The 20919-nt window shown below is 71.3% G+C and carries 20 protein-coding genes and 1 pseudogene; 12 read left to right on the top strand and 9 right to left on the bottom strand.

Going from position 1 to position 20919, the window contains the following annotated elements; all coding sequences use genetic code 11:
- Positions 1-67 precede the first annotated feature (67 nt).
- The 4 genes and pseudogenes from xylB to M4D54_RS09355 all read right to left on the bottom strand — a co-directional run bounded on the left by xylB (position 68) and on the right by M4D54_RS09355 (position 3677).
- Positions 68-1450: a xylulokinase gene (xylB, locus tag M4D54_RS09370; RefSeq protein WP_259891070.1), complete on the bottom strand. Its 1383-nt coding sequence runs from the start codon at positions 1448-1450 to the stop codon at positions 68-70.
- 25 nt (positions 1451-1475) lie between these two features.
- The gene (locus M4D54_RS09365; protein WP_259891069.1) at positions 1476-2546 is read right to left on the bottom strand and encodes an NAD(P)-dependent alcohol dehydrogenase; all 1071 of its coding nucleotides are present in this window, start codon (positions 2544-2546) and stop codon (positions 1476-1478) included.
- 16 nt (positions 2547-2562) lie between these two features.
- Positions 2563-2886, bottom strand: a pseudogene (locus M4D54_RS09360) (xylose isomerase); the annotation flags it as partial.
- Between the two features lie 8 nt (positions 2887-2894).
- Positions 2895-3677 carry a DUF1206 domain-containing protein gene (locus tag M4D54_RS09355; protein WP_259891068.1) on the bottom strand — a complete coding sequence of 261 codons (783 nt, stop codon included), beginning with the start codon at positions 3675-3677 and terminating at the stop codon, positions 2895-2897.
- A gap of 215 nt (positions 3678-3892) precedes the next feature.
- On the opposite strand from M4D54_RS09355, the gene M4D54_RS09350 reads away from it, so the two are divergent.
- The 7 genes from M4D54_RS09350 (at position 3893) to M4D54_RS09320 (ending at position 8525) form a co-directional block, all read left to right on the top strand.
- A complete protein-coding gene (locus tag M4D54_RS09350; RefSeq protein WP_193866467.1) occupies positions 3893-4567 on the top strand; it encodes a DedA family protein in 675 nt (224 codons plus the stop codon).
- 173 nt (positions 4568-4740) lie between these two features.
- A complete protein-coding gene (locus tag M4D54_RS09345) occupies positions 4741-5619 on the top strand; it encodes a Sir2 family NAD-dependent protein deacetylase (protein ID WP_396121484.1) in 879 nt (292 codons plus the stop codon).
- The gene (locus M4D54_RS09340; protein WP_259891066.1) at positions 5609-5851 is read left to right on the top strand and encodes a hypothetical protein; all 243 of its coding nucleotides are present in this window, start codon (positions 5609-5611) and stop codon (positions 5849-5851) included. Before M4D54_RS09345 ends, M4D54_RS09340 begins: the two co-directional genes overlap by 11 nt.
- 28 nt (positions 5852-5879) lie before the next feature.
- Complete coding sequence (locus M4D54_RS09335; protein ID WP_259792334.1) at positions 5880-6056, top strand: hypothetical protein; 177 nt, start codon at positions 5880-5882, stop codon at positions 6054-6056.
- Positions 6057-6210: 154 nt separating this feature from the next.
- A complete protein-coding gene (locus M4D54_RS09330; protein ID WP_259891065.1) occupies positions 6211-7848 on the top strand; it encodes an HNH endonuclease signature motif containing protein in 1638 nt (545 codons plus the stop codon).
- 36 nt (positions 7849-7884) lie between these two features.
- Entirely contained in the window at positions 7885-8142 is a 258-nt protein-coding gene (locus M4D54_RS09325; protein ID WP_259891064.1) for a type II toxin-antitoxin system Phd/YefM family antitoxin, read from the top strand.
- On the top strand, positions 8127-8525 hold the full coding sequence (locus M4D54_RS09320; protein ID WP_193866462.1) for a type II toxin-antitoxin system VapC family toxin: 399 nt from the start codon (positions 8127-8129) through the stop codon (positions 8523-8525). Before M4D54_RS09325 ends, M4D54_RS09320 begins: the two co-directional genes overlap by 16 nt.
- A gap of 7 nt (positions 8526-8532) precedes the next feature.
- Here M4D54_RS09320 and M4D54_RS09315 read toward each other — a convergent pair whose 3' ends face one another.
- Positions 8533-8772, bottom strand: coding sequence for a hypothetical protein (locus M4D54_RS09315; protein ID WP_193866461.1), 240 nt, complete (start codon positions 8770-8772; stop codon positions 8533-8535).
- 458 nt (positions 8773-9230) lie between these two features.
- Between M4D54_RS09315 and M4D54_RS09305 the strand changes: the two genes are divergently transcribed.
- Positions 9231-10670, top strand: coding sequence for an APC family permease (locus M4D54_RS09305; protein ID WP_259891063.1), 1440 nt, complete (start codon positions 9231-9233; stop codon positions 10668-10670).
- 52 nt (positions 10671-10722) lie between these two features.
- Here M4D54_RS09305 and M4D54_RS09300 read toward each other — a convergent pair whose 3' ends face one another.
- Entirely contained in the window at positions 10723-11898 is a 1176-nt protein-coding gene (locus M4D54_RS09300) for a hypothetical protein (RefSeq protein ID WP_259891061.1), read from the bottom strand.
- A 204-nt stretch (positions 11899-12102) separates the two neighbouring features.
- On the opposite strand from M4D54_RS09300, the gene M4D54_RS09295 reads away from it, so the two are divergent.
- Together M4D54_RS09295 and M4D54_RS09290 are read left to right on the top strand one after the other, a co-directional pair.
- Positions 12103-12891: a LamB/YcsF family protein gene (locus M4D54_RS09295; protein WP_259891084.1), complete on the top strand. Its 789-nt coding sequence runs from the start codon at positions 12103-12105 to the stop codon at positions 12889-12891.
- Positions 12888-14684, top strand: a complete 1797-nt coding sequence (locus M4D54_RS09290) for an urea amidolyase family protein (RefSeq protein ID WP_259891060.1) — start codon at positions 12888-12890, stop codon at positions 14682-14684. Before M4D54_RS09295 ends, M4D54_RS09290 begins: the two co-directional genes overlap by 4 nt.
- Before the next feature lie 172 nt (positions 14685-14856).
- On the opposite strand, the gene M4D54_RS09285 is transcribed toward M4D54_RS09290, so the two are convergent.
- Positions 14857-15345: an NUDIX hydrolase gene (locus tag M4D54_RS09285; RefSeq protein ID WP_193866457.1), complete on the bottom strand. Its 489-nt coding sequence runs from the start codon at positions 15343-15345 to the stop codon at positions 14857-14859.
- 92 nt (positions 15346-15437) lie between these two features.
- Between M4D54_RS09285 and M4D54_RS09280 the strand changes: the two genes are divergently transcribed.
- Positions 15438-16889 (top strand): MFS transporter, encoded by a 1452-nt coding sequence (locus tag M4D54_RS09280; protein ID WP_259891083.1) that lies wholly within the window; start codon positions 15438-15440, stop codon positions 16887-16889.
- Positions 16890-17006: 117 nt separating this feature from the next.
- Positions 17007-17927: an SMP-30/gluconolactonase/LRE family protein gene (locus M4D54_RS09275; RefSeq protein WP_259891059.1), complete on the top strand. Its 921-nt coding sequence runs from the start codon at positions 17007-17009 to the stop codon at positions 17925-17927.
- A gap of 407 nt (positions 17928-18334) precedes the next feature.
- Here the strand turns inward: M4D54_RS09275 and glpK are convergent, their stop codons facing one another.
- Together glpK and M4D54_RS09265 are read right to left on the bottom strand one after the other, a co-directional pair.
- Positions 18335-19870, bottom strand: a complete 1536-nt coding sequence (gene glpK / locus M4D54_RS09270) for a glycerol kinase GlpK (RefSeq protein ID WP_193866454.1) — start codon at positions 19868-19870, stop codon at positions 18335-18337.
- 150 nt (positions 19871-20020) lie between these two features.
- Positions 20021-20764, bottom strand: a complete 744-nt coding sequence (locus M4D54_RS09265) for an MIP/aquaporin family protein (RefSeq protein WP_259891058.1) — start codon at positions 20762-20764, stop codon at positions 20021-20023.
- Between the last annotated feature and the right edge of the window lie 155 nt (positions 20765-20919).

Below are 20919 nucleotides of genomic sequence, written 5' to 3'. Positions count from 1 at the left end.
GCTCACGCCGTGCCGGCTGGCGGCCAGACGGCGGAGAGCTTGGTCTGAGAGGCGGAGGGCTCGACGCTCACCAGCCCTCGGTGCGCTCCTTGAGCTCACGGTAGGCCGCCAGCACCTGCGGTGTCGCCTCCGCGCCGACGGTGCGACTGCCGGTGATCTCCCAGTGCGGCGGCTCGTCGGTGCCGGCGAGCGCCCAGGCGGCCTGGCGGGCTGCTCCGAGTGCGACGTACTCGCCGCTCGGGGCGATCTCGACCTCGCGGCCGAACACGGCCGGGGCCAGTTCCTGCACGGCGCGGCTGCGGGCCCCGCCGCCGATCAGCACGATCCGGGCCGCAGCGGTGCCGGTGACGTCCTCCAGGGCCGCGATGCCGTCGGCCAGGGAGCACAGCAGGCCTTCCACGTAGGCGCGCGCCACGTCCTCACGGGTGGTGGAGGCGCTCATTCCCGTGAGGGTGGCCCGTGCGGTGGGGCGGTTGGGGGTGCGCTCCCCGTCGAAGTAGGGCAGCAGGGTCACCCCGCCCGCCCCGGGCTCGGAGGCGAGCGCGAGCCGGGAGAGCTCCTGGTGGTCCACGCCCAGCAGGGCACGGCCGGCCTCGAGGATCCGGGAGGCGTTGATGGTGGTGGTCATCGGAAGGAAGCGTCCGGTGGCGTCGGCGAAGCCGGTGACGGTGCCGGAGGCGTCGTCGGGCCGGACGTCCGTGACCATGGCGCACACACCCGAGGTGCCGATCGAGACGGAGACGTCCCCCGGGCCGAGCGACAGCCCGAGGGCCGCGCCCATGTTGTCGCCGGTGCCGGCTGAGATCGCGGCGCCTCCCGGGGTGCGGGCCATGACCTCCTGCGGTGTCGACGGGAGGCGGGGCAGGTCCAGGGCGTGGCCCAGGGCGCGCTCGGCCAGCTCGGGCACCCAGGTCTCGGTGCGGGTGGAGTAGTAGCCGGTGCCGGAGGCGTCACCGCGGTCGGTGAAGGCGTCCCCTCCCCCGGCCAGGTGACGAGAGACGTAGTCGTGCGGGAGCATCACAGAGCGGGCGCGCGCTGCGCTGTCAGGCTCGTTGTCCCGCACCCACCGCAGTTTGGAGGCGGTGAAGGAGGCCACCATCAGGCTGCCGATCTCACCGACGCACTGCTCGGGCCCGCCCATCTCCTCGATCAGTGCCTGCGCCTGCGGTGCGGAGCGGGTGTCGTTCCACAGCAGGGCATTGCGCACCACGTCGCCGTGCTCGTCCAGCAGCACCATGCCGTGCTGCTGGCCGCCCACGGCGAGGGCCTCGGCCCGCTCCAGGAAGGGACCGGCCGCCTCGTCCACCGCGTCCAGCCAGGCACGAGGATCGACCTCGGTGCCCTCGGGGTGGGCCGCGCGGCGCTCGTCCTGCATCTCGCCCGTCTCGGCGTCGACCAGCAGGGCCTTGGTGGACTGGGTGGAGGAGTCGATACCGAGGACGAGCGTCATGGCGAGTTCCTTTCGGGGATGCGGCTCAGACTGTGAGGAGATCGGAGGGCAGCACGAGGACCTTGCGGTGCTCGGGGCGGGTGGCCATCTCCAGCGCCCGTTCCACCTCGGCCAGGCCGAACCTGGCGGTGACGAGCGAATCGAGGTCCACCGCCCCGGATGCGACCAGGGCGATCGCGGTCGGCCAGGTACTGGCGTAGCGGAACACCCCGGTCAGCACGATCTCGCGGGTCAGGATGGTCGAGACGGGCAGAGTCATCTCGTCGGCCCCCATCCCCACCAGGACCACCCGGCCGCCGGGCCGCACCGTGCGCATCCCGGCCTTCACGGCCGGTTCCGCACCCGAGGCGTCGATGAACGCATCGACCTGCGCGGGTGATGTGCCGCCGGGCGCTGAGCCGTCGGCCGCTGGGGCACCCGGGTCCAGCACCTCGCTGAACCCGGCCGCCTGCGCAGCCTCACGGCGCAGCGGAGCGGGGTCGCTGAGGATCACGCGGCTCGCGCCAAGGGCCCGGGCCGTCTGGGCGATGATCAGTCCGATCGGCCCGGCTCCGGCGATCAGCACACTGCTGCCCACGCCGATCCCGGCCTTGCCGCAGGCCCACACGCCGACGCTGAGCGGCTCGCACAGCGCAGCCGCCTCCCAGCTCATCGACTCCGGGATGGGATGGGCGAAGTCGGCATCGATCACGGCGTACTCGGCGAACGCGCCGTGGATCGGCGGGGTCGCGTAGAACTCCATGTGGGGGCACAGGTTGTAGCGCCCGGTGCGGCAGTACTCGCAGCGACGGCAGGGGTGCTGCGGCTCGATCGACACCCGCTGGCCCACCCGCTCCTGGGCAACGGCGGGCCCGACGGTGACGATCACCCCCGAAGCCTCGTGGCCGAGGATCATCGGCTCCTCGACCACAAAGTCGGCGATGCGCCCCTGGCGGTGGTAGTGCACGTCCGAGCCGCACACCCCGACGGCCGCCACCTGCACGAGCACCTGGTGCTCGCCGATGGGCGGGACCGGGACGTCCTCGATGCGCACGTCGTCCACGCCGTGCAGGACGGCGGCTCGCATCGTGGCCGGGGCACCGGGAGACGTCGTCATCGCTTTCTCCTTCAGTTCAGGCCCGGAAGCCGAGCAGGTGCTGCATGGCCAGCTGGTTCAGACGCACGAAGCCGTAGTTGCGCGCACCGGCCGCGTCCACGTCGAAGTCCTCGTAGGTCGATCGGTCCGCGAGCAGGTCCTCCACGGACTCGCCCTCGCCGAGGGTGGGCTGGGCCAGCTCCTCGATGCCCGAGTACGCCAGCGCCTCCTGCACCTCGGGGGCCTGGCGGAAGGCCACGGCACGCTCCTTCAGCATCAGGTACATCTCCATGTTGGCGTACGCGGAGTCGTACTGCCCCTTCTCGTGCTCGGTGCGGGAGGGCGCTGGATCGAGCGCGCGGCCCGGTCTCACATGGACGCGTAGCGCGAGCGCAGGATCGAGTAGATCCCGTACAGGATCAGGCCCACGCCCACCACGACCAGCAGCACGGTGCCGGCTGGCAGGGCCGCCATCTGCTTGATGGCACCGTCCATGCCGGTGGCCTTCTCCGGATCGGCGCCGATAGCGGCCCAGCCGAACAGCACGCCCACGCCGACCAGCGCCAGGCCTTTGGCCACGTACCCGGCCACCCCGGTGACCACGACGGCCCTGCCCACGTTGCCACCGCCGGTGGCCTGCAGGTCCTCCTCGAACTTGCGGGTGACGCCCTTGACGATGTGGTAGACGCCGATGCCGATCACCGCCAGCCCCGCCACGGCGATCAGCACGCGCCCCACGGGGTTGCCCAGGAACATGCCGGTGACCTCGGAGGTCTTCTCCCCTGAGTCACTGCTGTTGCCGGTGCCGAAGCGCAGTGCGGTCACGCCCAGGGCGGCGTAGACCACGGCCTTGCCCACGGATTTCACGGCGTGCTTGACCAGGCCCTTGGTGTCAGTCTCGCGCTTGGAGCCGAACCACGCCTCCGCCACGAACCACAGCATCAGGGCCAGCATTGCGATGCCGCCCACCCACAGCAGGACCATGCCACCGGGGGCCTCGGCCAGAATGCTCAGCGCGCCGGACTGGTCGGCGCTCTCGGAGTCCGATCCGAAGCCCACCTGCAGGGCGATCCAGCCGATCAGCAGGTGCACCACCCCGCTCATGATGACGCCGGCACGGGCGGCCTTCTCCATCCACGGGTGGTCGGCCACCTGCTCGGCCTTGTCCTCGACGTCCTTCGCTGCCCCGCGGGCGCCACCACTCGTCGCCGTAGTCGAAGGATAGGTGGCAAACGGACATCGCGGGACCGATCGGGGCAGACCGGGGAGGGCCGTCCCGAGATGTTCACCGGCGCGTCATCCGCGGTCGGTACTCTCCCCGTCGGACCCTGGCAGTGACCTCGGCACCAGGGCAGGACGGAGCGCGCATGGATCTGGCCGATCTCGCGATCCGCGTCATGGAGTTCCTGGGTGGGCCGGGCATCGCCCTGGTGATCGCCGCCGAGGCGCTGTTCCCTCCGGTGCCCGGGGAGATCCTGCTCCCCTTCGCCGGGGTGAGCGCGGCCGCGAACGACCAGCACGTGCTGGTGCCGATCTTCTGGACCACGCTGGGATCCGTGGTCGGCGGCCTCGGGGTGTACGCGGTGGGCCGGGCGCTGGGCCTGGATCGCACCCGTGCCCTGGTGCGGCGCCTGCCGCTGCTGGAGGAGAAGGACGTGGACATGGCCGTGCGGTTCTTCGACCGCCACGGCTTCCCGGCGGTGGCGATCGCTCGGTTCGTGCCGATGGTGCGCACCTTCATCTCGATCCCGGCGGGCATCGAGCGGATGCCGGTGCGCCTGTTCGCCGCCGCCACGGGCCTGGGCTCGGCGATCTGGAACGCGGCTTTCGTGGTGGCCGGGTACTTCTTCGGGGTGGCCGGCGGGGAGGCGCTGGAGGGCTTCGTGCGGATCTACTCGGTGATCGTGGCGGGTTTCGGGCTCATCGCGGGGATCGGCTTCGTGATGCAGCGGATGCGAGCCCGGCGCCGCGACGACACCGCCGGCAGCCCCCGTGAAAGCCCTGACGACCCCGGGGACGTGGGCTCTACGCTGGAGCGATGAGCACCGACAGCGAGCAGACGGGCCAGGCCGGACCGGCCGCGGACGTCGGCCGCTGGTTCTCCACCGCCACCGCCCCGGCCCGCATCGACGCTCCCCGGTCTGCTACTGCCAGCGCTCCCCCGTCGGCCCCGGTCAGCGCTTCGTCGGCCCTGGCCCCCTCCTCTCGCCCCTTGATGCGCATGCCCGCCTGGGGCCCCGTCGAGGGTGCGAGCTATGGGCTGGCGAGCGCCCCCGAGCTGGTGGAGGAGGCATGGGATCTGCTCACCGGGGAGCCGACGGCCGTGCTGACCGGGGCGGGGATGTCCACCGGGTCGGGACTGCCGGACTACCGCGGGCGCGATGCTGTGCCCCGGGCACCGATGACGTTCCAGGAGTTCATGGGGTCGGACCTCGCCAGGCGGCGCTACTGGGCGCGCTCCACGGTGGGCTGGACGCAGTTCCTGCGGGCGCGTCCCAACCGGGGGCACGTGCTGCTGGCGGAGCTCGGTGCATCGACCCTGCCGGTCACCGCGGTGATCACCCAGAACGTGGACGCCCTGCACCAGCAGGCGGGCTCGGAGCCGGTGATCGACCTGCATGGACGGCTGGACCGGGTGCGCTGCCAGAGCTGCGACACCCTCACCCGGCGCGAGTCGCTGCACCATCGGATGCTGGCGATGAATCCCGAGCTCGCCGCCCGCCTGCCCGAGCTCGCGGCCGATGCGGCGCAGGCGCCCGACGGCGATGCGGAGGTGGATCGCACCTCGGACTTCCGCTACCCGGCCTGCGGGCTCTGCGGCGGGATCCTCAAGCCCGACGTGGTGTTCTTCGGGGAGTCGGCCCGTCGGGAGGTGGTGGCCGCGGCGTACGGCGCGCTCCAGGAGGCGTCCCGTCTGCTGGTGCTGGGGTCGAGCCTCACCGTGCAGTCGGGGCTGCGGTTCGTGCGGGCAGCGGTGAGGGCAGGCACCCCGGTGGTGATCGTCAACGACGGTCCCACGCGCGGTGACGATCAGGCCACGCTGCGCATCCACGGGCGCATCGAGGACGTGTTGAAGACGTGGAATGGATCATGACACGGGCGAGGAGATCGCACTGGCCGGTGGGAGCATGGGGCTGGTGTCGCGTCGGGGTGCGACGGTGCTGCGTACCGGCGGTCCGTGGTCCCCGGCGGTGCACCGCCTCATGGAGCACTGCCGTGCAGCCGGGGTCACCGAGGTCCCCCGCCCGCTCGGGTTCGATGAGGCCGGACGCGAGATCGTGGAGTTCCTGCCAGGCACCGTGCCCGCGTATCCGATGCCGGGATGAGTGTGGGAGCGCCCGGCCCTGGCCGGAGGTGGCGTGCCACAGTGACTTCGCGCCGTACGACCGCCTGCGGATCCTGGCGGGCTTCTCCCGGCACCAGTCGGTCGAGCAGCAGAACCCGGAGCTGTACGGCCATGCGGAGCTGTACGACCGGGACGTCGCCTACGTCCGTGGACTGCTGGACTCCACCGGCGTGGGGGATTCCTGAGTCCTGCTTGATCCACATCGACGCCCCGAGGTTCCTCCACAATGGTCGGTTATCCACATTCTTGACGCCTTCTTGTGAAAGCATTGCCGGCGCCCCGAAGCTCCCCTATCCTGGTTTCGTACACGCATTCGATATGAGGGTGGAGGAGATGATGATGAGCACCGCACTTGCCGCCTCCCCCTGCTCCCCCACGCTCGACGCACTCACGGACGTGCGAGCCCAGTTGAGCGATCTGACCAGCAGCATCGCCTCCGTGCGCCCCGGTACCACCCCGGCGCTGCACTCCGTCGCCGCGTCCGTCACCCCCGCGACCTCCCACCGGGTGCAGGCCCCATCAGCGCCCGATGCCGTCGCACTGGTCGAGGCCATCAGTGCCATCGAGGGCTTGAAGAACATTCTCGATGCCCTTCAATCCGGCTACGAGATCGCTCTGCGGAATGAGCGGATCAAGACCCAGAGGGCAGCCGGTCTTCCCGCATCGAAGCTCGGCTCCGGCACCGGTGACGAGATCGCTCTCGCACGCGGCATCTCACCGTCGCGGGCGGGCAATCAGCTCGCGCTGCGTCGCGTGATCGTCGAGACCCTGCCTCGCATCTGGGAGCGGATGGCCGAAGGAGCCGTCTCCGGGTGGGCCGCGGAAGAGGTCGCCCGCGCCGTGATCCTCCTGGACGACGAGGACCGCAAGCAGATCGACGCGGAGCTCGCCCCGACTCTCCACCAGGTGTCCCCTCGCACCGCCGGTCGGAGGGCCCGGGCGCGGGCCGACGCCCTGGACCAGGAGGCCGCCGTTGCCCGACTCCAGCGCAACGCCGACCAGCGTCACGTGAGTCAGCGCCCGGCCGCGGAGGGGATGATGCGCTTGTCGGCCCTGCTGCCCCTGCACGAGGGCGTCGCCGCGTACGCCTCCCTCAGTGCCGCCGCCGATGCCGCCCGCGCAGAGGGCGACGGACGCTCTCGCGGTCAGGTCATGGCCGACGCCCTCACCACCCGCGTCACCGGTCAGGAACACGCCATCGCCCCGGTCGAGATCCAGCTGCTGATGACCGACCGCACCCTGCTGGCCGGTGCGAACGACACCGCCCAGCTGGAGGGGCACCCCATTCCCGGCCCCGTCGCGCGCCACCTCGCCCTCACCGGCCGGCTCTTCCCGGAGCCGAAGGCGGCAGAGGACGCAACCCCGCCCGGAGCTGCCCTCACCCCGTCCTCGACACTCGTATCCACCGCGACGCCTCCGTCCGATTCCGGGCCAGGGTCTGTGCCCAGTCCCGCACCAGTACCAGCACCAGCGCCCGATTCAGAACCACCACCGACCGAGGTGCGACGCTGGATCCGCCGGCTCTACGCCGACCCGGTGACGGGGGAACTGACATCCATGGATGCCAGGAAGCGGCTGTTCACGGGGCACATGCGGCGCTTCGTACTGGCCCGGGAACGGCAGTGCCGCACGCCGGGGTGCGAGGCCGCCTCCCGCCACGTCCACCACATCGAGGGGCACGCCCGCGGTGGCAGAACCACGCCCGAGAACGGCGCCGGCCTGTGCGAGCGTTTCAACTACGTGGTGGAACTGCCCGGCTGGTCGACGTCCCGGGATGCCGCAAGCGGGGATCTGGTCATCACGACGCCCACGGGTCATAGCCACCGCTCACCGATCCCGAACCAATGGGAGGCAGTCGGCATCCACGGGCAGGCAATCACCCCCAGTGATCAGCCACCAGGACCGACAAGCGACCCTCCCCCGAGACCACCTGGTGATCCAGTCCCGACCCCATCGCGGTTCATCCGAAGGGAATGACGCATGCAGAGTCTGATTATCAGATACTCTGGGCTCATGCGAACCATCAGCGCCACGGAAGCGTCTCGGCGATTCTCGGACCTGCTCGACTCCATCGAAGCAGGCGAGTCCGTGGTGGTCACCCGGGGGAACCGGCCCATCGCCGAGATGCGCCCGGCCGTGTGCCGTACCGGCAGGGACCTCCGGGATGCACTTGCGGCGCTGCCACCCCCGGACGAGTACCTCAGGGCCGATATCGCCGAAGCCCTCGACTTCGTAGCCGAAAGCACGGGGACACCGTGGGACGACAACTGATCATCGATACCAACGTTCTCATCGACTACGAGCACGGTGTGCTGGACCAGAGGGCGCTCGACGATGACGAGCTGGCGATCGCCGCCGTCACGGTTGCCGAGTACCGGACCGGGATCGAGCTGGCGCGTACCGCCGCGCACGCCGCAGCCCGCGCACGCGCTCTGGCCACGATCATCGACATGGTCGACGTACTCGAGTACACCCAGGCTACTGCTGCCCACCATGGTCGACTCATCGCCCACGCACGGCGCTCGGGAAGGCCTCGCGGAGCGCACGACCTGATCATCGCCGCCCATGCCGCACAAACCGGTCGCATCCTGCTCAGCAGAGACGCGCAGGCACGCTTCGGTGATCTTCCCGGCGTGGTCGCCGCAAACCCCTGAACCGCGATCAGAGGGCCGCGTTGACCTGGTCCACGAGCTGCTGCTGGATCATCGCGCGGTCCAGGCCGCCCAGGCCCGAGAGCCGGTTCAGCGGCATCTGCTCGATCATCTTCTGCATCTCCTCGTCCTGCGAGATAGGCATCTGCGCGAACAGCGGGGCCAGCACGGCCTGCGCGGCAGGCAGCGCCATCACCTCCCCGACCGTCCAGGTGGTGTCCACCACGGGGGTCGGCTCGTCCCCGGTCACACGGACAGGCCGGGAGATCGCCCCGGATCGCACCGAGGGCGCAGGTCAGACGGGTGGGGTTCACGTGGGAGGAGCCGGCGCCCTGGTAGCGGGGGGTCTGGGCGAAGTCGCCGATCACGGCGATCACGGAATCGGCAGTCCCGGGGGGAGCGTCCTGCGCGCCGTCGACCGAGTCCGCAAGCGCTCCCTCGGCCCCTTCCGCGAGCGGCAGGATCCCGTCGTTCTCCAGCAGCACGATCGAACGTCGGGCCGCTTCGAGGGCCACCTGGTGGTGGGCCTCGACGTCGATCTCCGTCTCCTCCTCTGCCAGGTGCTCGAGGCTGCGGCGGATCAGCTGCTCGACCAGGCCCGCGGCCCGGTCCACGTGCGCCTGGTCCGCTCCACCGAGAGACCCGCTTTCGCATGGGGTGGCGACCGCGTGCACAATGTGGCGACACCCTCGAACGGAAGGACCTCCGATGGCGGAGCTCAAGAAGTCCCTCGGCCTCACCTCGCTGATCGCGCTCGGCGTGGCCGGGGTGGTCGGCTCGAGCTGGATCTACACCTCCTCGACCTTCTTCGCGGATCTCGGCGCGGGCGGCATGATCCTGGGGCTACTGGCCGGCGCGGCCCTCGCGGCCTGCGTGGCGCTGGCCTACGGGGAGCTCACCTCCGCCATCCCCCGTGCCGGCGGTGAGGTGGTGTGGGGCTACGCCGCCCTGGGGCGCTCTGCCGGGTTCGCCACCGGATGGTTCCACATCGGCGCCTACATCGCCTCGCTCTCCTTCTACGTGACCGCGCTGGGCACGCTGCTGGCCAAGTACGTGCCCGCCATGGGGTCGATCCCGCTGTACGAGGTGGCCGGGGAGGCGGTGACGCTGCCCGTGCTGGCGGTGGGCATCGCCCTGGCGCTGGCGGTGTTCGCGCTGAACTGGTTCGGGGTGTCGCTGGGGGCGCAGATCCAGGTGGCGCTGTTCACGGTGATGCTGCTGATCGGTGCTGCCCTGGTGATCGCCGCCCTGGTGACGGGCTCGCCCTCGAACCTGTGGCCGATGTGGACCCCGGAGCAGCCCCCCGTCGCCTCCACCCTGCGCATGGTGGTCCCCGGTATCACCTACGTGGTGGGCTTCTCCCTGGTGGCGGTGCTGGCCGAGGAGTCCAGCCTGAAGCCCCACCAGGTGGGCCGGGCCGTGGTGCTCACCGTCGCCGTGGCTGCCGCGTTCTACTCGGCGGTGCTGCTGGCCACCGCCTACGTGGTGCCATGGGAGGACGTGGCCGGCATGGAGCTGGGCACCATTGACGCCTTCACCGCCGCCGGGATGCCGATCCTTGGCTTCGCCGCGTTCATGATCGCGGTGCTGGGCCTGATCACCAGCTTCATCGGTCTGTTCGTGGCTTCCAGCCGCGTGGTGCTGGCCCTGGCCCGGGCGCGACTGCTGCCCGCGGGCCTCGCCCACATCGACGAGCGCTCCGGGGTGCCCCGCCGGGCGCTGCTGTTCGTGCTGGCCGCGACGCTGGGCCTGGGTTGGCTGGGCCCGGGCGCCATCGTGTGGTTCCTCGACGCCGGTGGCGTGTTCTTGGGCATCGTGTGGCTGCTGGTGGTGATCGCCAAGTACCGAATGCCGCGCCGCTACCCCGGCCTCGAGTACGGCTACAGGGCCCGGCCCGCGTTCCTGCCGGCCCTGGGCGCGATCGGCGCGGTGCTGGTGATCGCCTTCGCCCTGATCCCGCAGACGGGCATGTCCCTGATCTGGCCCGAGGAGTACATCCTGCTGGCCGCCTGGGCGGTGCTGGGCGCGTTCCTGTTCCTGATCACCCCGGCACCGAAGGACCGCGAGGGCGCGTTCCGGGAGATGCTGGGACCGCACGCGGAGACGCTCGCGGCGGCCGGGCGGAAGCAGGGCCGCTGGTCGGTGTAGTCCCGCCCGTGGACTCGCGGCCAGTACTACCGCGGCAGGCTCCGCGCCCGTCTCAGACCTTTAAGGCCACCAGGCCCACCGCCAGTTCCCGCAGCGCCTCGGCATCGAGCACCCGGGCCCGCACCTGCGCGTCTGCTCCCTCGATCAGCAGCAGCTCGGTGGCCGTGGCTGTGAGGCTCCTTTGCTCGACGCCGCCGCCTCCGGCACGCACCACGGTGACCACGCTCATCGCCAGGGTGCCGGCCAATCGGCCGGCGAGGTCCTGCGCGGCCGACGTGGAAGCGAGCGGGTCGGCACCGCCGTCGGAGCCTGCGAGGACGGCCAGGCCCTCGCTTCGGCCCGCGGCCGAACCTGCGACGCCGGCCGGGTCGACCAGGGCGGCGATCCGCTCCGGAGCCTGCTCGGGGCGCAACGGTGTGAAGTGGTGGATCCCGGAGGCGGTGACCTCCTCCTCGAGCACTCCGCTGGGATGGGTGTAGTAGTACAGACGGTTCACCTGCGGCCCGCTGGGGGTGTTCATGGTGCGCTCCACCGAGGTGACCACGTTCGCGGCGCGGCGCAGCACCAGGCAGCCGTCCAGCACCGGCACGGCCTGCCAGCGACTCCCTGTTCCGTCCCCGTCAGTGCCGATGGGATCAGCAACGATCCGCACCAACCCTGAGGCCACCAGGGAGCGCAGCCCCACACCGGCCGCGAACGCACGGCGGCCCGTGACGGTGTCGCCCTCGATGTCCTCGATGTCCTCGGTGTTCTCGGCGAGCCACGGCAGGGCGGTGAGCTGGTCGGCGCGGTCGCCGTCCGTGCCCGCCAGCTGCTCATCGGTCAGGGACAGCACCGGTGCGGGCGTGGAGCCATCGGCCTGCTGGAGCACCTGCGCCGCGCTGTCCAGGCTGCCGGCGGTGTAGGCCGGGGCGGCGTCCGTGCGGTGCGTGGTGTGCTGGGCGTCCATCGTGCGAGCGTATCGGGCACTGTCATCCTCCAGCAGCGTCATCGCGTGATCGGAGCGGAACGACAGCTCGACCAGACCAGAATCCCCGAACACCCCCGGGAAGGTCTCCGGCCCGGGCAGCGACAGCCGGCCCAGCATGTGCTTGATGGTGATCTCGGCGATGGAGATCGAGGAGAAGCACACGCGATCCTCCCGCGACAGCAGAGGGCAGACGGCACGAACCGAGCCGGGGGTCGTCCCCGACCAGCCACAGCAGGCGTGGGTGTCGAGCAGGATCATGCCGGTCCGTAGAACACCTCGGCGATCTCCTCGTCTGCAGTCCATCGATGTCCCGCACTGTGGATCCGACGGCGCGACAGCGGACAATGGTGGCAACGACCGCCGAGCGCCATGGGAGGAGCCGACGTGGACCGCCGCCTCGCCGCACAGCAGGACCGCACCTCACCCGCGTCCCTCACCGCGTCCCCTGTCGCCCGCGCATCGATCGACCTCAACGCCGACCTCGGGGAAGCCCTGGGGGTGTGGCCGATGGGGGACGACGAGGCGATGCTCGAGGTGGTGACCACGGCAAACATCGCCTGCGGGGCGCATGCCGGGGATCCCACCACGATGCGTCGGGCCTGCGCGGGCGCGAATCGGCACGGGGTGGCGGTCACAGCGCACGTGGCGTATCCGGACCTGCTCGGGTTCGGGCGACGCTTCCTGGACATCTCCCCCACCGAGCTCACCGACCAGGTGATCGCCCAGGTGGGGGCGCTGCAGGCGATCGCCGCCGTGGAGGGCGCGCAGGTGCGGGGCATCAAGCCGCACGGCGCGCTGTACAACGCAGTGGTCCACCACGCGGCCCAGGCCGGTGCCGTGGTGACCGCGATCCGCGAGCTGGCCGCCGGTCCCGCGCCCGGCGGTGCGGCAGGCCCGGGACCGACGCCGCTCCCCCTGGTGGCCGCGCCCGGGTCGCTCGTCGGCCGCCTCGCATCCGAGGCCGGGATCCCGGTGCTCGCCGAAGCATTCGCCGACCGGGCCTACGCGCCCGACGGCACCCTGGTGCCCCGTTCGCGCCCCGGCTCCGTGCTCACCGATCCGCAGGCCGTGACCGCGCAGGCCGTCTCGATCGCGATCGACCAGCGGGTGCGGGCCCTGGACGGCACCTGGATCGAGCTCGAGGCCCGCACCCTGTGCCTGCACGGCGACACGCCGAGCGCGGTGGCCCTGGCGCGGAGTGTGCGGACCGCGCTGCGGGAGGCGGGCGTCGGGCTCGAGGCGGCCTTGTGACCATCGATGCCGAGCATCCCGGGGCCGACGAGGACCGCGCCCTCGCTCCGCCTCCGCTGACGGTGCGGCCGATCGGCGAGCGCGCCGTCCTGGCCGAGTACGCCGACACCGCGACGGTGCTGCAGGTCGCCTCGGCGCTGCGCGACCTCGCCCCTGCTGCCCTGCTGGAGGTGGTGCCGGCCGAACGGACCCTGCTGCTCAGCGGGACCGCACTGTCCACTCCCGGGGAGCTCTCGGCGCTGCTGGTGGACCTGCCCGTGGGGGCACCGGGCCACACCGGTGCGGGTGAGGTGGTGATCCCCGTGGTCTACGACGGGCAGGACCTCGACTCCACTGCGGCAGTGCTGGGGATCTCCCGGGAAAGACTCGTCCAGACCCATTGCTCCACCACGTGGACCGCCGCCTTCGGCGGCTTCGCACCCGGGTTCGCCTACCTGCTGCCCGAGACGGCGGGCGGGGGATCGCCCGGCGACGCTGCAGCCGGGCCCGACCTCGACCGCTGGAGGTGGCAGGTGCCCCGGCGCGAGGAGCCGCGCGCCTCGGTGCCTGCGGGGTCGGTGGCCCTGGCCGCCGGCTACAGCGGCATCTACCCGCGGCCCTCCCCCGGAGGCTGGCAGCTCATCGGCCGCACCGACGCCGTGCTGTTCGACGCCGCCCGACAGCAGCCGGCCCTGCTCACCCCCGGCACCCGGGGGCGCTTCGAGTCCCGTCGCGGTGCGGCGCTGCTGCACACGGCGGGCCGCCTGGCCACGGCCCCGACGGAGGCGGCCAGGAGGGCCTCGGCGGTGACCGCTGCTCTGGCCAGGCGCACCTCCGGCGGATCGGTGCGCGTGCCGCGCCTGCACCCAGCCCGACCGGTGCTCGTGGTCGAATCGCCGGGGCCGCGCCTGCTGGTGGAGGACGGAGGCCGGCCCGGGCATGCCGGGATCGGGGTGAGCCGCTCGGGTGCGTTCGACCGCGGTGCCCTGGCCCGAGCGAACCGGGCCGTCGGGAACCCCCCGTTCGTGCCTGCCCTCGAAGCGCTGCTGGGTCCCGTGCGGCTGCGGGCTACCGCCCCGTCGGTGATCGCGATCGCCGGCGCGCCCGCTGCTGTGGTCGTGACCAGGCATGATGAGGACAGCGGACACCTCGACGTGGCGGCGGCGGAGACCAGGGAGCATCCGATCGCCCTGGATCCCGGGGACACGGTGGAGATCGGCCCGGTCGCGCACGGCCTGCGCATCGTGCTCGCGGTGCGAGGCGGGATTCAGGCGGAACCGGTGCTCGGCTCCGCCTCCCGCGACACCCTCTCGGGGCTGGGCCCGGAACCGCTGGGGTCAGGAGACCAGGTGCTGGTCGGCCCCGAGCGAGGACTCGACGCGGTGCCGTGGTGCGCCCCGGGAGGGGACGGTGGCGGCGAGGATGTGCCGGCAGCGCTGGGCGCAGGCCAGGACGAGGAGCGGATCGAGATCCCCGTGGCCCTGGGCCCGCGGCACTCCGAGCTGGGTACGGCCGCCGTTGGTGCGCTGCTCGCACGCGAGTGGACCGTCCGGGCCGACTCGGACCGGGTCGGGGTGCGCCTGGACGGCGAGGCACTGCCCGTGCCCGACGGCAGCGGCACCCTGCCCAGCGAGCCGATGGTGCCCGGAGCGATCCAGGTGCCGCCCTCGGGACTGCCGGTCGTGTTCGGGCCCGATCATCCCGCCACCGGCGGGTATCCCGTGATCGGGGTGCTGACCCCGCGCGGTTTGGACCTGCTGGCCCAGGCCGCGCCGGGAACGACGCTGCGGTTCCGGGAGGCAGCCCCGCGGTGAGTGGATGCTGGTGGCTGCTCCCGTCCATCGGCCGAGTACAGCCCGCGCGCCGGTGCCCGAGCCTACCCAGCCGGCGGGCCCCGCACCGAGCGTGTGAGGACTCCGGGGTGCGGGCCGGGGGCTCTGCGGCCGACGCGGCACCGGCCAGGCGCTGGGGCGGCTCCGAACCCTCTCAGCCGCCCCAGCCCAGCAGGTCCGGCTCGGCCTCTCCACGCAGCACCGCGAGCGCCCGCACAGCGCGCTGCGCTCCCCAGGGCGAGAGCAGATGCGCCTCGGACTCCGCGACCAGCATCCAGGCATCCAGCTCCGAGCGCTGCAGCACGATCCGCTCCTCGAGCTGCGGGGCGGGGATCACCCCGGCGTCGAACACGAAGTGCACCCCCATCGGCGCGCCGCGGGAGGCCCGCGCCGGCACCCAGTTCGCCGCCAGCATCCGCCCCACCTCGACATCCAGGCCGAGCTCCTCGCGCACCTCCCGCTGCGCGCACTGGCGCGCATCCTCCCCCGGATCCACGGTGCCGCCCGGCAGCAGCCAGTGGTCGCGGTAGTTCGGCTTCTCGATCACGAACCGGTCGAGCTCGTCGCGCAGGATCACCGCCCCGGAGGAGACGATCTTGGGCAGGGTCGCGAAGTAGGCGGGATCCGGCAGCAGGGCGGGCATGCCCCCATCGTCGCAGAGCAGGAGAGAGACCCTTAGCGTCACTGTGGCACGATGTCCCGCGACCATCCCCTCCCCCTGGACCGGAGAACGTGATGAGCGAGCACGACGCCGCCACGCAGTCCCCCACCCTCACCCGCGCCGAACGCCTGGACCGCCTTCCCTTCACCCGCCGCCACGGCAGGATGCTGGGCGCCTCTGGCATCGGCTGGGCCCTGGACGCGATGGACGTGGGCCTGATCAGCTTCGTGATCGCGGCGCTGTCCGTGCACTGGCAGATCACCAAGGGCGATGCCTCCATGATCGCCTCTGCCGGGTTCGCCGGCATGGCCATCGGCGCCACCCTGGGCGGTCTGCTGGCCGACCGCATCGGCCGCCGCAACGTGTTCGCCCTGACCCTGCTGGTGTACGGCCTGGCCACCGGCGCCTCGGCCCTCGCCGGCGGGGTCGCGATGCTGATCGCACTGCGCTTCGTGGTGGGGCTGGGCCTGGGCGCCGAGCTGCCGGTGGCCTCCACCCTGATGAGCGAGTTCGCCCCCGCCCGGATCCGCGGGCGCGTGATCGTGTGGCTGGAGGCCTTCTGGGCGCTGGGCTGGATCCTGGCCGCCGTGATCGGCACCTTCGTGGCCGCGGAGGGTGAGAACGGATGGCGCTGGGCGCTCGCGATCGGCATGGTCCCCGCGTTCTACTCGCTGGTGGTGCGCCTGGGCATGCCGGAGTCGGTGCGGTTCCTGGAGAAGAAGGGCCGCCACGACGAGGCCGAGCAGATCGTGCAGCGTTTCGAGGAGTCCGCCGGCATCGAGCCGGGGGGTGGGGGCGCGTCGGCGGCGGGCGACTCGGGCGTCGATGCCCGGGGCACCTCCCCGTCGGCCGCCGCGAACCCCTCGCCGTCGGCCGCCGCGAACGCCTCGCCGTCGGCCGCCACGAACCCCTCGCCGCCGGCCGCGGGGACCGAGCACCGCGAGAGCATCTGGTCCCGCGGCCTGCGGGGCCGCACCACCGCCCTGTGGGTGGTGTGGTTCTGCATCAACCTGTCCTACTACGGGGCGTTCATCTGGATCCCCACCCTGCTGGTGGACCGCGGCTTCGACCTCACCAAGTCCTTCACCTTCACCCTGATCATCACGCTGGCCCAGATCCCCGGCTACGCGGCAGCGGCCTGGCTGATCGAGGTGATCGGTCGGCGCTGGACGCTGACGATCTTCCTGGCCGGCTCCGCACTGGCCGCCGGAGCCTACGGGATGGCCGACAGCGAGACCATGATCATCGCGGCCGGCTGCGCGCTGAGCTTCTTCAACCTGGGCGCCTGGGGCGCGCTGTACGCGATCGGCCCGGAGCTGTACCCCACGGCCGTGCGCGGCACCGGCACCGGGGCGGCAGCAGGGTTCGGGCGGATCGCCTCCCTGCTGGCGCCGTTCCTGGTACCGGTGCTGGTGGCCACCGGCACCCAGGTGCTCGCCTTCGCCGTGTTCGCCGGGGCGTTCGCGTTGGCCGCGGCTGCGGCGTTCACCCTTCCCGAGCAGCGCGGGCGGGCGCTGGAGGAGTAGGTCCACGGGGCATGCCCCCGTGACCCTTCACGGCGCGTACGGTGGTAGCAGTCCTGCCGCTTCGATTCCGAGCATCCCGGCTCGGGACCGCGCGGCCGCCACGGAACCGGAGGCCCCATGCACGCCGACCGCATCACCGACTCGATCTGCTACCACGCCGAGGGGCCCCACTGGTCCGACACCTGGGGAGGCCTGCGCTGGGTGGACATGCTGGCCGGTGACATCATGCAGCTGTCGGCCGAAGGAACGAGCGTGGGCAGTGTGGGGTCCGACGGCGCGAGCTCCGAGGGAAGCGCCGGTACCGATCACGCCGTCGCCCGCATCGCCACGCCCAGCCCCGTGGTGGCCTGCGTGCGCCCCGCCTCCAGCGGTGGCGCGGTGCTGGCGATCGAGAAGGGCTTCGCCCTCGAGGACGCCGACGGCTCCATCGAGCAGCTGCCGCCGCTGTGGGAGGAAAACGTGCGGATGAACGAGGGAGCCATCGCCCCGGACGGCTCCTTCCTGTGCGGCTCCATGCACTACGACCAGGCCGAGGGCGCGGCCGCGATGTGGCGCCTGATGCCCGACGGCACCACCACCCGCATTCTCGCCGGCATCACCGTCTCCAACGGACTCGCCTTCACGGCCGACGGCGCCCGCGCCTACTACGTGGACACCCCCACCGGGCGCGTGGACCTCTTCGACTGGGACGACCGCGCGGGCCTGGTGCAGCGGCGCACCTTCGCGGACCTGAACGAGCAGGACGGCCATCCCGACGGGCTGTGCCTGGACGCGGAGGGCAACGTGTGGGTGGCGATGAACGGCGGCTCCCAGGTGCTGGGGCTGGACTCCGACGACAGTGTGACCGAGCGGATCACCGTGGGCGCCAGACAGGTGACGGCCTGCACGTTCGGCGGCGCCGACCGCTCCACGCTGTTCATCACCACCAGCCGGGAGAACCTCGAGGCCGGCGAGGACCCGCAGGCCGGATCGCTGTTCGCGGTGCAGGTGGGCGGCGGCGTGCGAGGCTCCGCGGAGGAGCGCCTGTTCGGAGGGTGAGGGAACGGGGCCCTGCAGCACACACCACCCGTCCCCGCTCGTCGGCCCGGAACACCACCCATCCCACTTCACCGACGGTTACGGGTGAGTACATTCCAGGATCTGGAACGTACTCACCCGTAACTCATGCAGCAGACGGTGCCGGGCCCGTGCTCCCGGGGCACGGGGTGCCCAGGCCACCTCCCGCTCTGACACGCCGCTGCACATACGCGAATCCCCTGATTGCCACCGTCGGCGGTGGCAATCAGGGGATTCGAGACTGGAGGACGGCGTGTCTGCGATCAGGCCGGCGCGGCGCAACCGCCGCCAGATCAAGTGGGTGCCCGTCCGGCAGGCGAGAGCAGTGCGCCCGGCCTGATCAGGCCAGCTGGCCCGCCGCCAGCGCGCAGCGGGCCTGCCGTGCATCGTCAGGCCTGCAGCGCCTCGACGTCGTCGTCCATCCAGTCGAAGGTGCGCTCCACGGCCTTGTTCCACAGGCGCATGTACCGCTCGCGGGTCTCCTCGTCCATCGAGGGCTCCCAGCGCTTGTCCTCGTCCCAGTTGTCGATGACGTCCTGCTCGCCGTCCCAGAAGCCCACGGCGATGCCGGCCGCGTAGGCGGCACCCAGGGCGGTGGTCTCGATGACCTTGGGGCGCACCACGGGCACACCGATGATGTCGGCCTGGAACTGCATCAGCAGCTCGTTCTTCACCATGCCGCCATCCACCTTGAGCTCGGTGAGGTCCACGCCGGAGTCGGCGTTCATCGCATCGAGCACCTCACGGGACTGGAAGGCGGTGGCCTCCAGGGCGGCACGTGCGATGTGGCCCTTGTTGTGGAAGCGGGTCAGGCCCACGATGGCGCCGCGGGCGTCGGCCTTCCAGTGCGGGGCGAACAGGCCCGAGAACGCGGGGACCACGAAGCAGCCGCCGTTGTCGTCGACCTGCTCGGCGAGCTTCTCGATCTCCGGGGCGTCCTTGATCAGGCCCAGGTTGTCGCGCACCCACTGCACCAGCGAGCCGGTGACCGCGATGGAGCCCTCCAGGGCGTAGATCGGCTTGTTGTCACCGATCTTGTAGCACACGGTGGTCAGCAGACCGTTCTCGCTGCGCACCAGCTCCTCACCGGTGTTGATCAGCATGAAGTTGCCGGTGCCGTAGGTGTTCTTGGCCATGCCCACCTCGAAGCAGGCCTGGCCGAAGGTGGCGGCATGCTGGTCGCCGAGGATGCCGGCGATCGGGGTGTCGATGAGCAAGCCCTGCTTGCGACCGTACCCGTACACCTCGGAGGAGGACTTGATCTCCGGGAGCATGGACAGCGGGATGCCCATGTCCTTGGCGATGTCCTCGTTCCAGTCGAGGGTGTCGATGTTCATCAGCATGGTGCGGGAGGCGTTGGTGACGTCGGTGACGTGCACGCCGCCGTTCACACCGCCGGTCATGTTCCACACCAGCCACGAGTCGGTGTTGCCGAACAGCAGGTCACCGGCCTCGGCCTTCTCGCGGGCACCCTCGACGTTGTCCAGGATCCACTTGACCTTGGGCCCGGAGAAGTACGTGGCCAGGGGCAGGCCCACGCGCTCCTTGTACTTCTCCGCGCCTTCGTCGCCGGCCAGCTCGTCGCAGATCTTCGCGGTGCGGGTGTCCTGCCAGACGATCGCGTTGTAGACGGGCTCGCCGGTGTTCTTGTCCCACACCACCGCGGTCTCGCGCTGGTTGGTGATGCCCACGGCGGCCAGCTGGTGGCGGTTGATCTCGGCACCGACCAGGGCCTCGCCGACCACCTTTCGGGTGTTCCGCCAGATCTCCTTGGGGTCGTGCTCGACCCAACCGGACTTCGGGAAGATCTGCTCGTGCTCCTGCTGGCCGGTGGAGATGATCTGGCCCGCGTGGTCGAAGATGATCGCGCGGGTGGAGGTGGTGCCCTGGTCGATGGCCAGGATGTACATGGTCTCGTCGTTCATCGGGTCTCCTTCGATGATGATCTCGAGCGGTGGTGATGGTGCGCCCGTCGGCGGGGGCCCGCCGTCGGGTGGTTCGGGGGTGGGGCGCATCGCAGCGCGCCCCGGGGCTGTGGAGCGGGGGCCGCCCGGGAAGGACGGCCCCCGCACAGGTCAGGCGAGGATCTTCGCGGCGAGGCCCGCGAGGATGCCGCCGATGATCGGGCCGACGATCGGGACCCACGAGTAGCCCCAGTCGGAGCTGCCCTTATGGGGGATCGGGAGGACGGCGTGCGCCAGGCGGGGGCCCAGGTCACGCGCAGGGTTGATGGCGTAGCCCGTGGGCCCACCGAGAGAGGCGCCGATGACGAGCACCAGCAGGGCTACGGCCAGCGGGCCGAGGCCCGAGGGGGTGGCACCGAACATGATGATCACGAGCACCAGCACGAAGGTAGCGATGATCTCGGTGACCAGGTTCCAGCCGTAGGAGCGGATCTCCGGACCGGTGGAGAACACGCCCAGGATCTTGCCCTGGTCCTCCTCCACGTCGAAGTGCTGCTTGTAGGACAGCCACACCAGTACGGCGCCGATGAAGGCACCGATGAGCTGCGCGACCAGGTAGGCCAGCACGTTGGGGATGGTGCCGGGGATGGCCGCCAGCCCGGCGTCGGGGTTGCCGGCGAACATGTCCGAGCCGTTGGCCAGCAGGCCCAGGGTGACGGCCGGGTTCAGGTGCGCGCCGGTCTTGTAGGCCACGTAGACACCGGCGAACACGCCGAGGCCCCAGCCGAAGTTGATCATCAGCCAGCCGCCGCCGAAGCCTTTGGTCTTGGCCAGGATGTTGTTGGCGACCACGCCGCCACCGAGAAGCAGCAGCATGGCGGTGCCGGCGATCTCGTACAGGAAGATCGTTCCCATAGGTTCTCCTCATTGAGCCCCCCGGGGCCGCGTCGGTGTGGCCCGGGGCACCCCGCAGAGTATGCGCTCGTACGGGGGTCTGTCACGGTGCGCCGGTCAGGTGACCTGCGCATGTCCTCCCGCCTGGGATGGCGGGATGCGGCCCCTCGAAGGGG

It is taken from the genome of Brachybacterium sp. p3-SID1565 (assembly GCF_025143785.1).
Classification (GTDB): domain Bacteria; phylum Actinomycetota; class Actinomycetes; order Actinomycetales; family Dermabacteraceae; genus Brachybacterium; species Brachybacterium epidermidis.
Note: the sequence above shows the minus strand (reverse complement) of the source record. Positions and strands in the feature narration are given on the sequence as shown.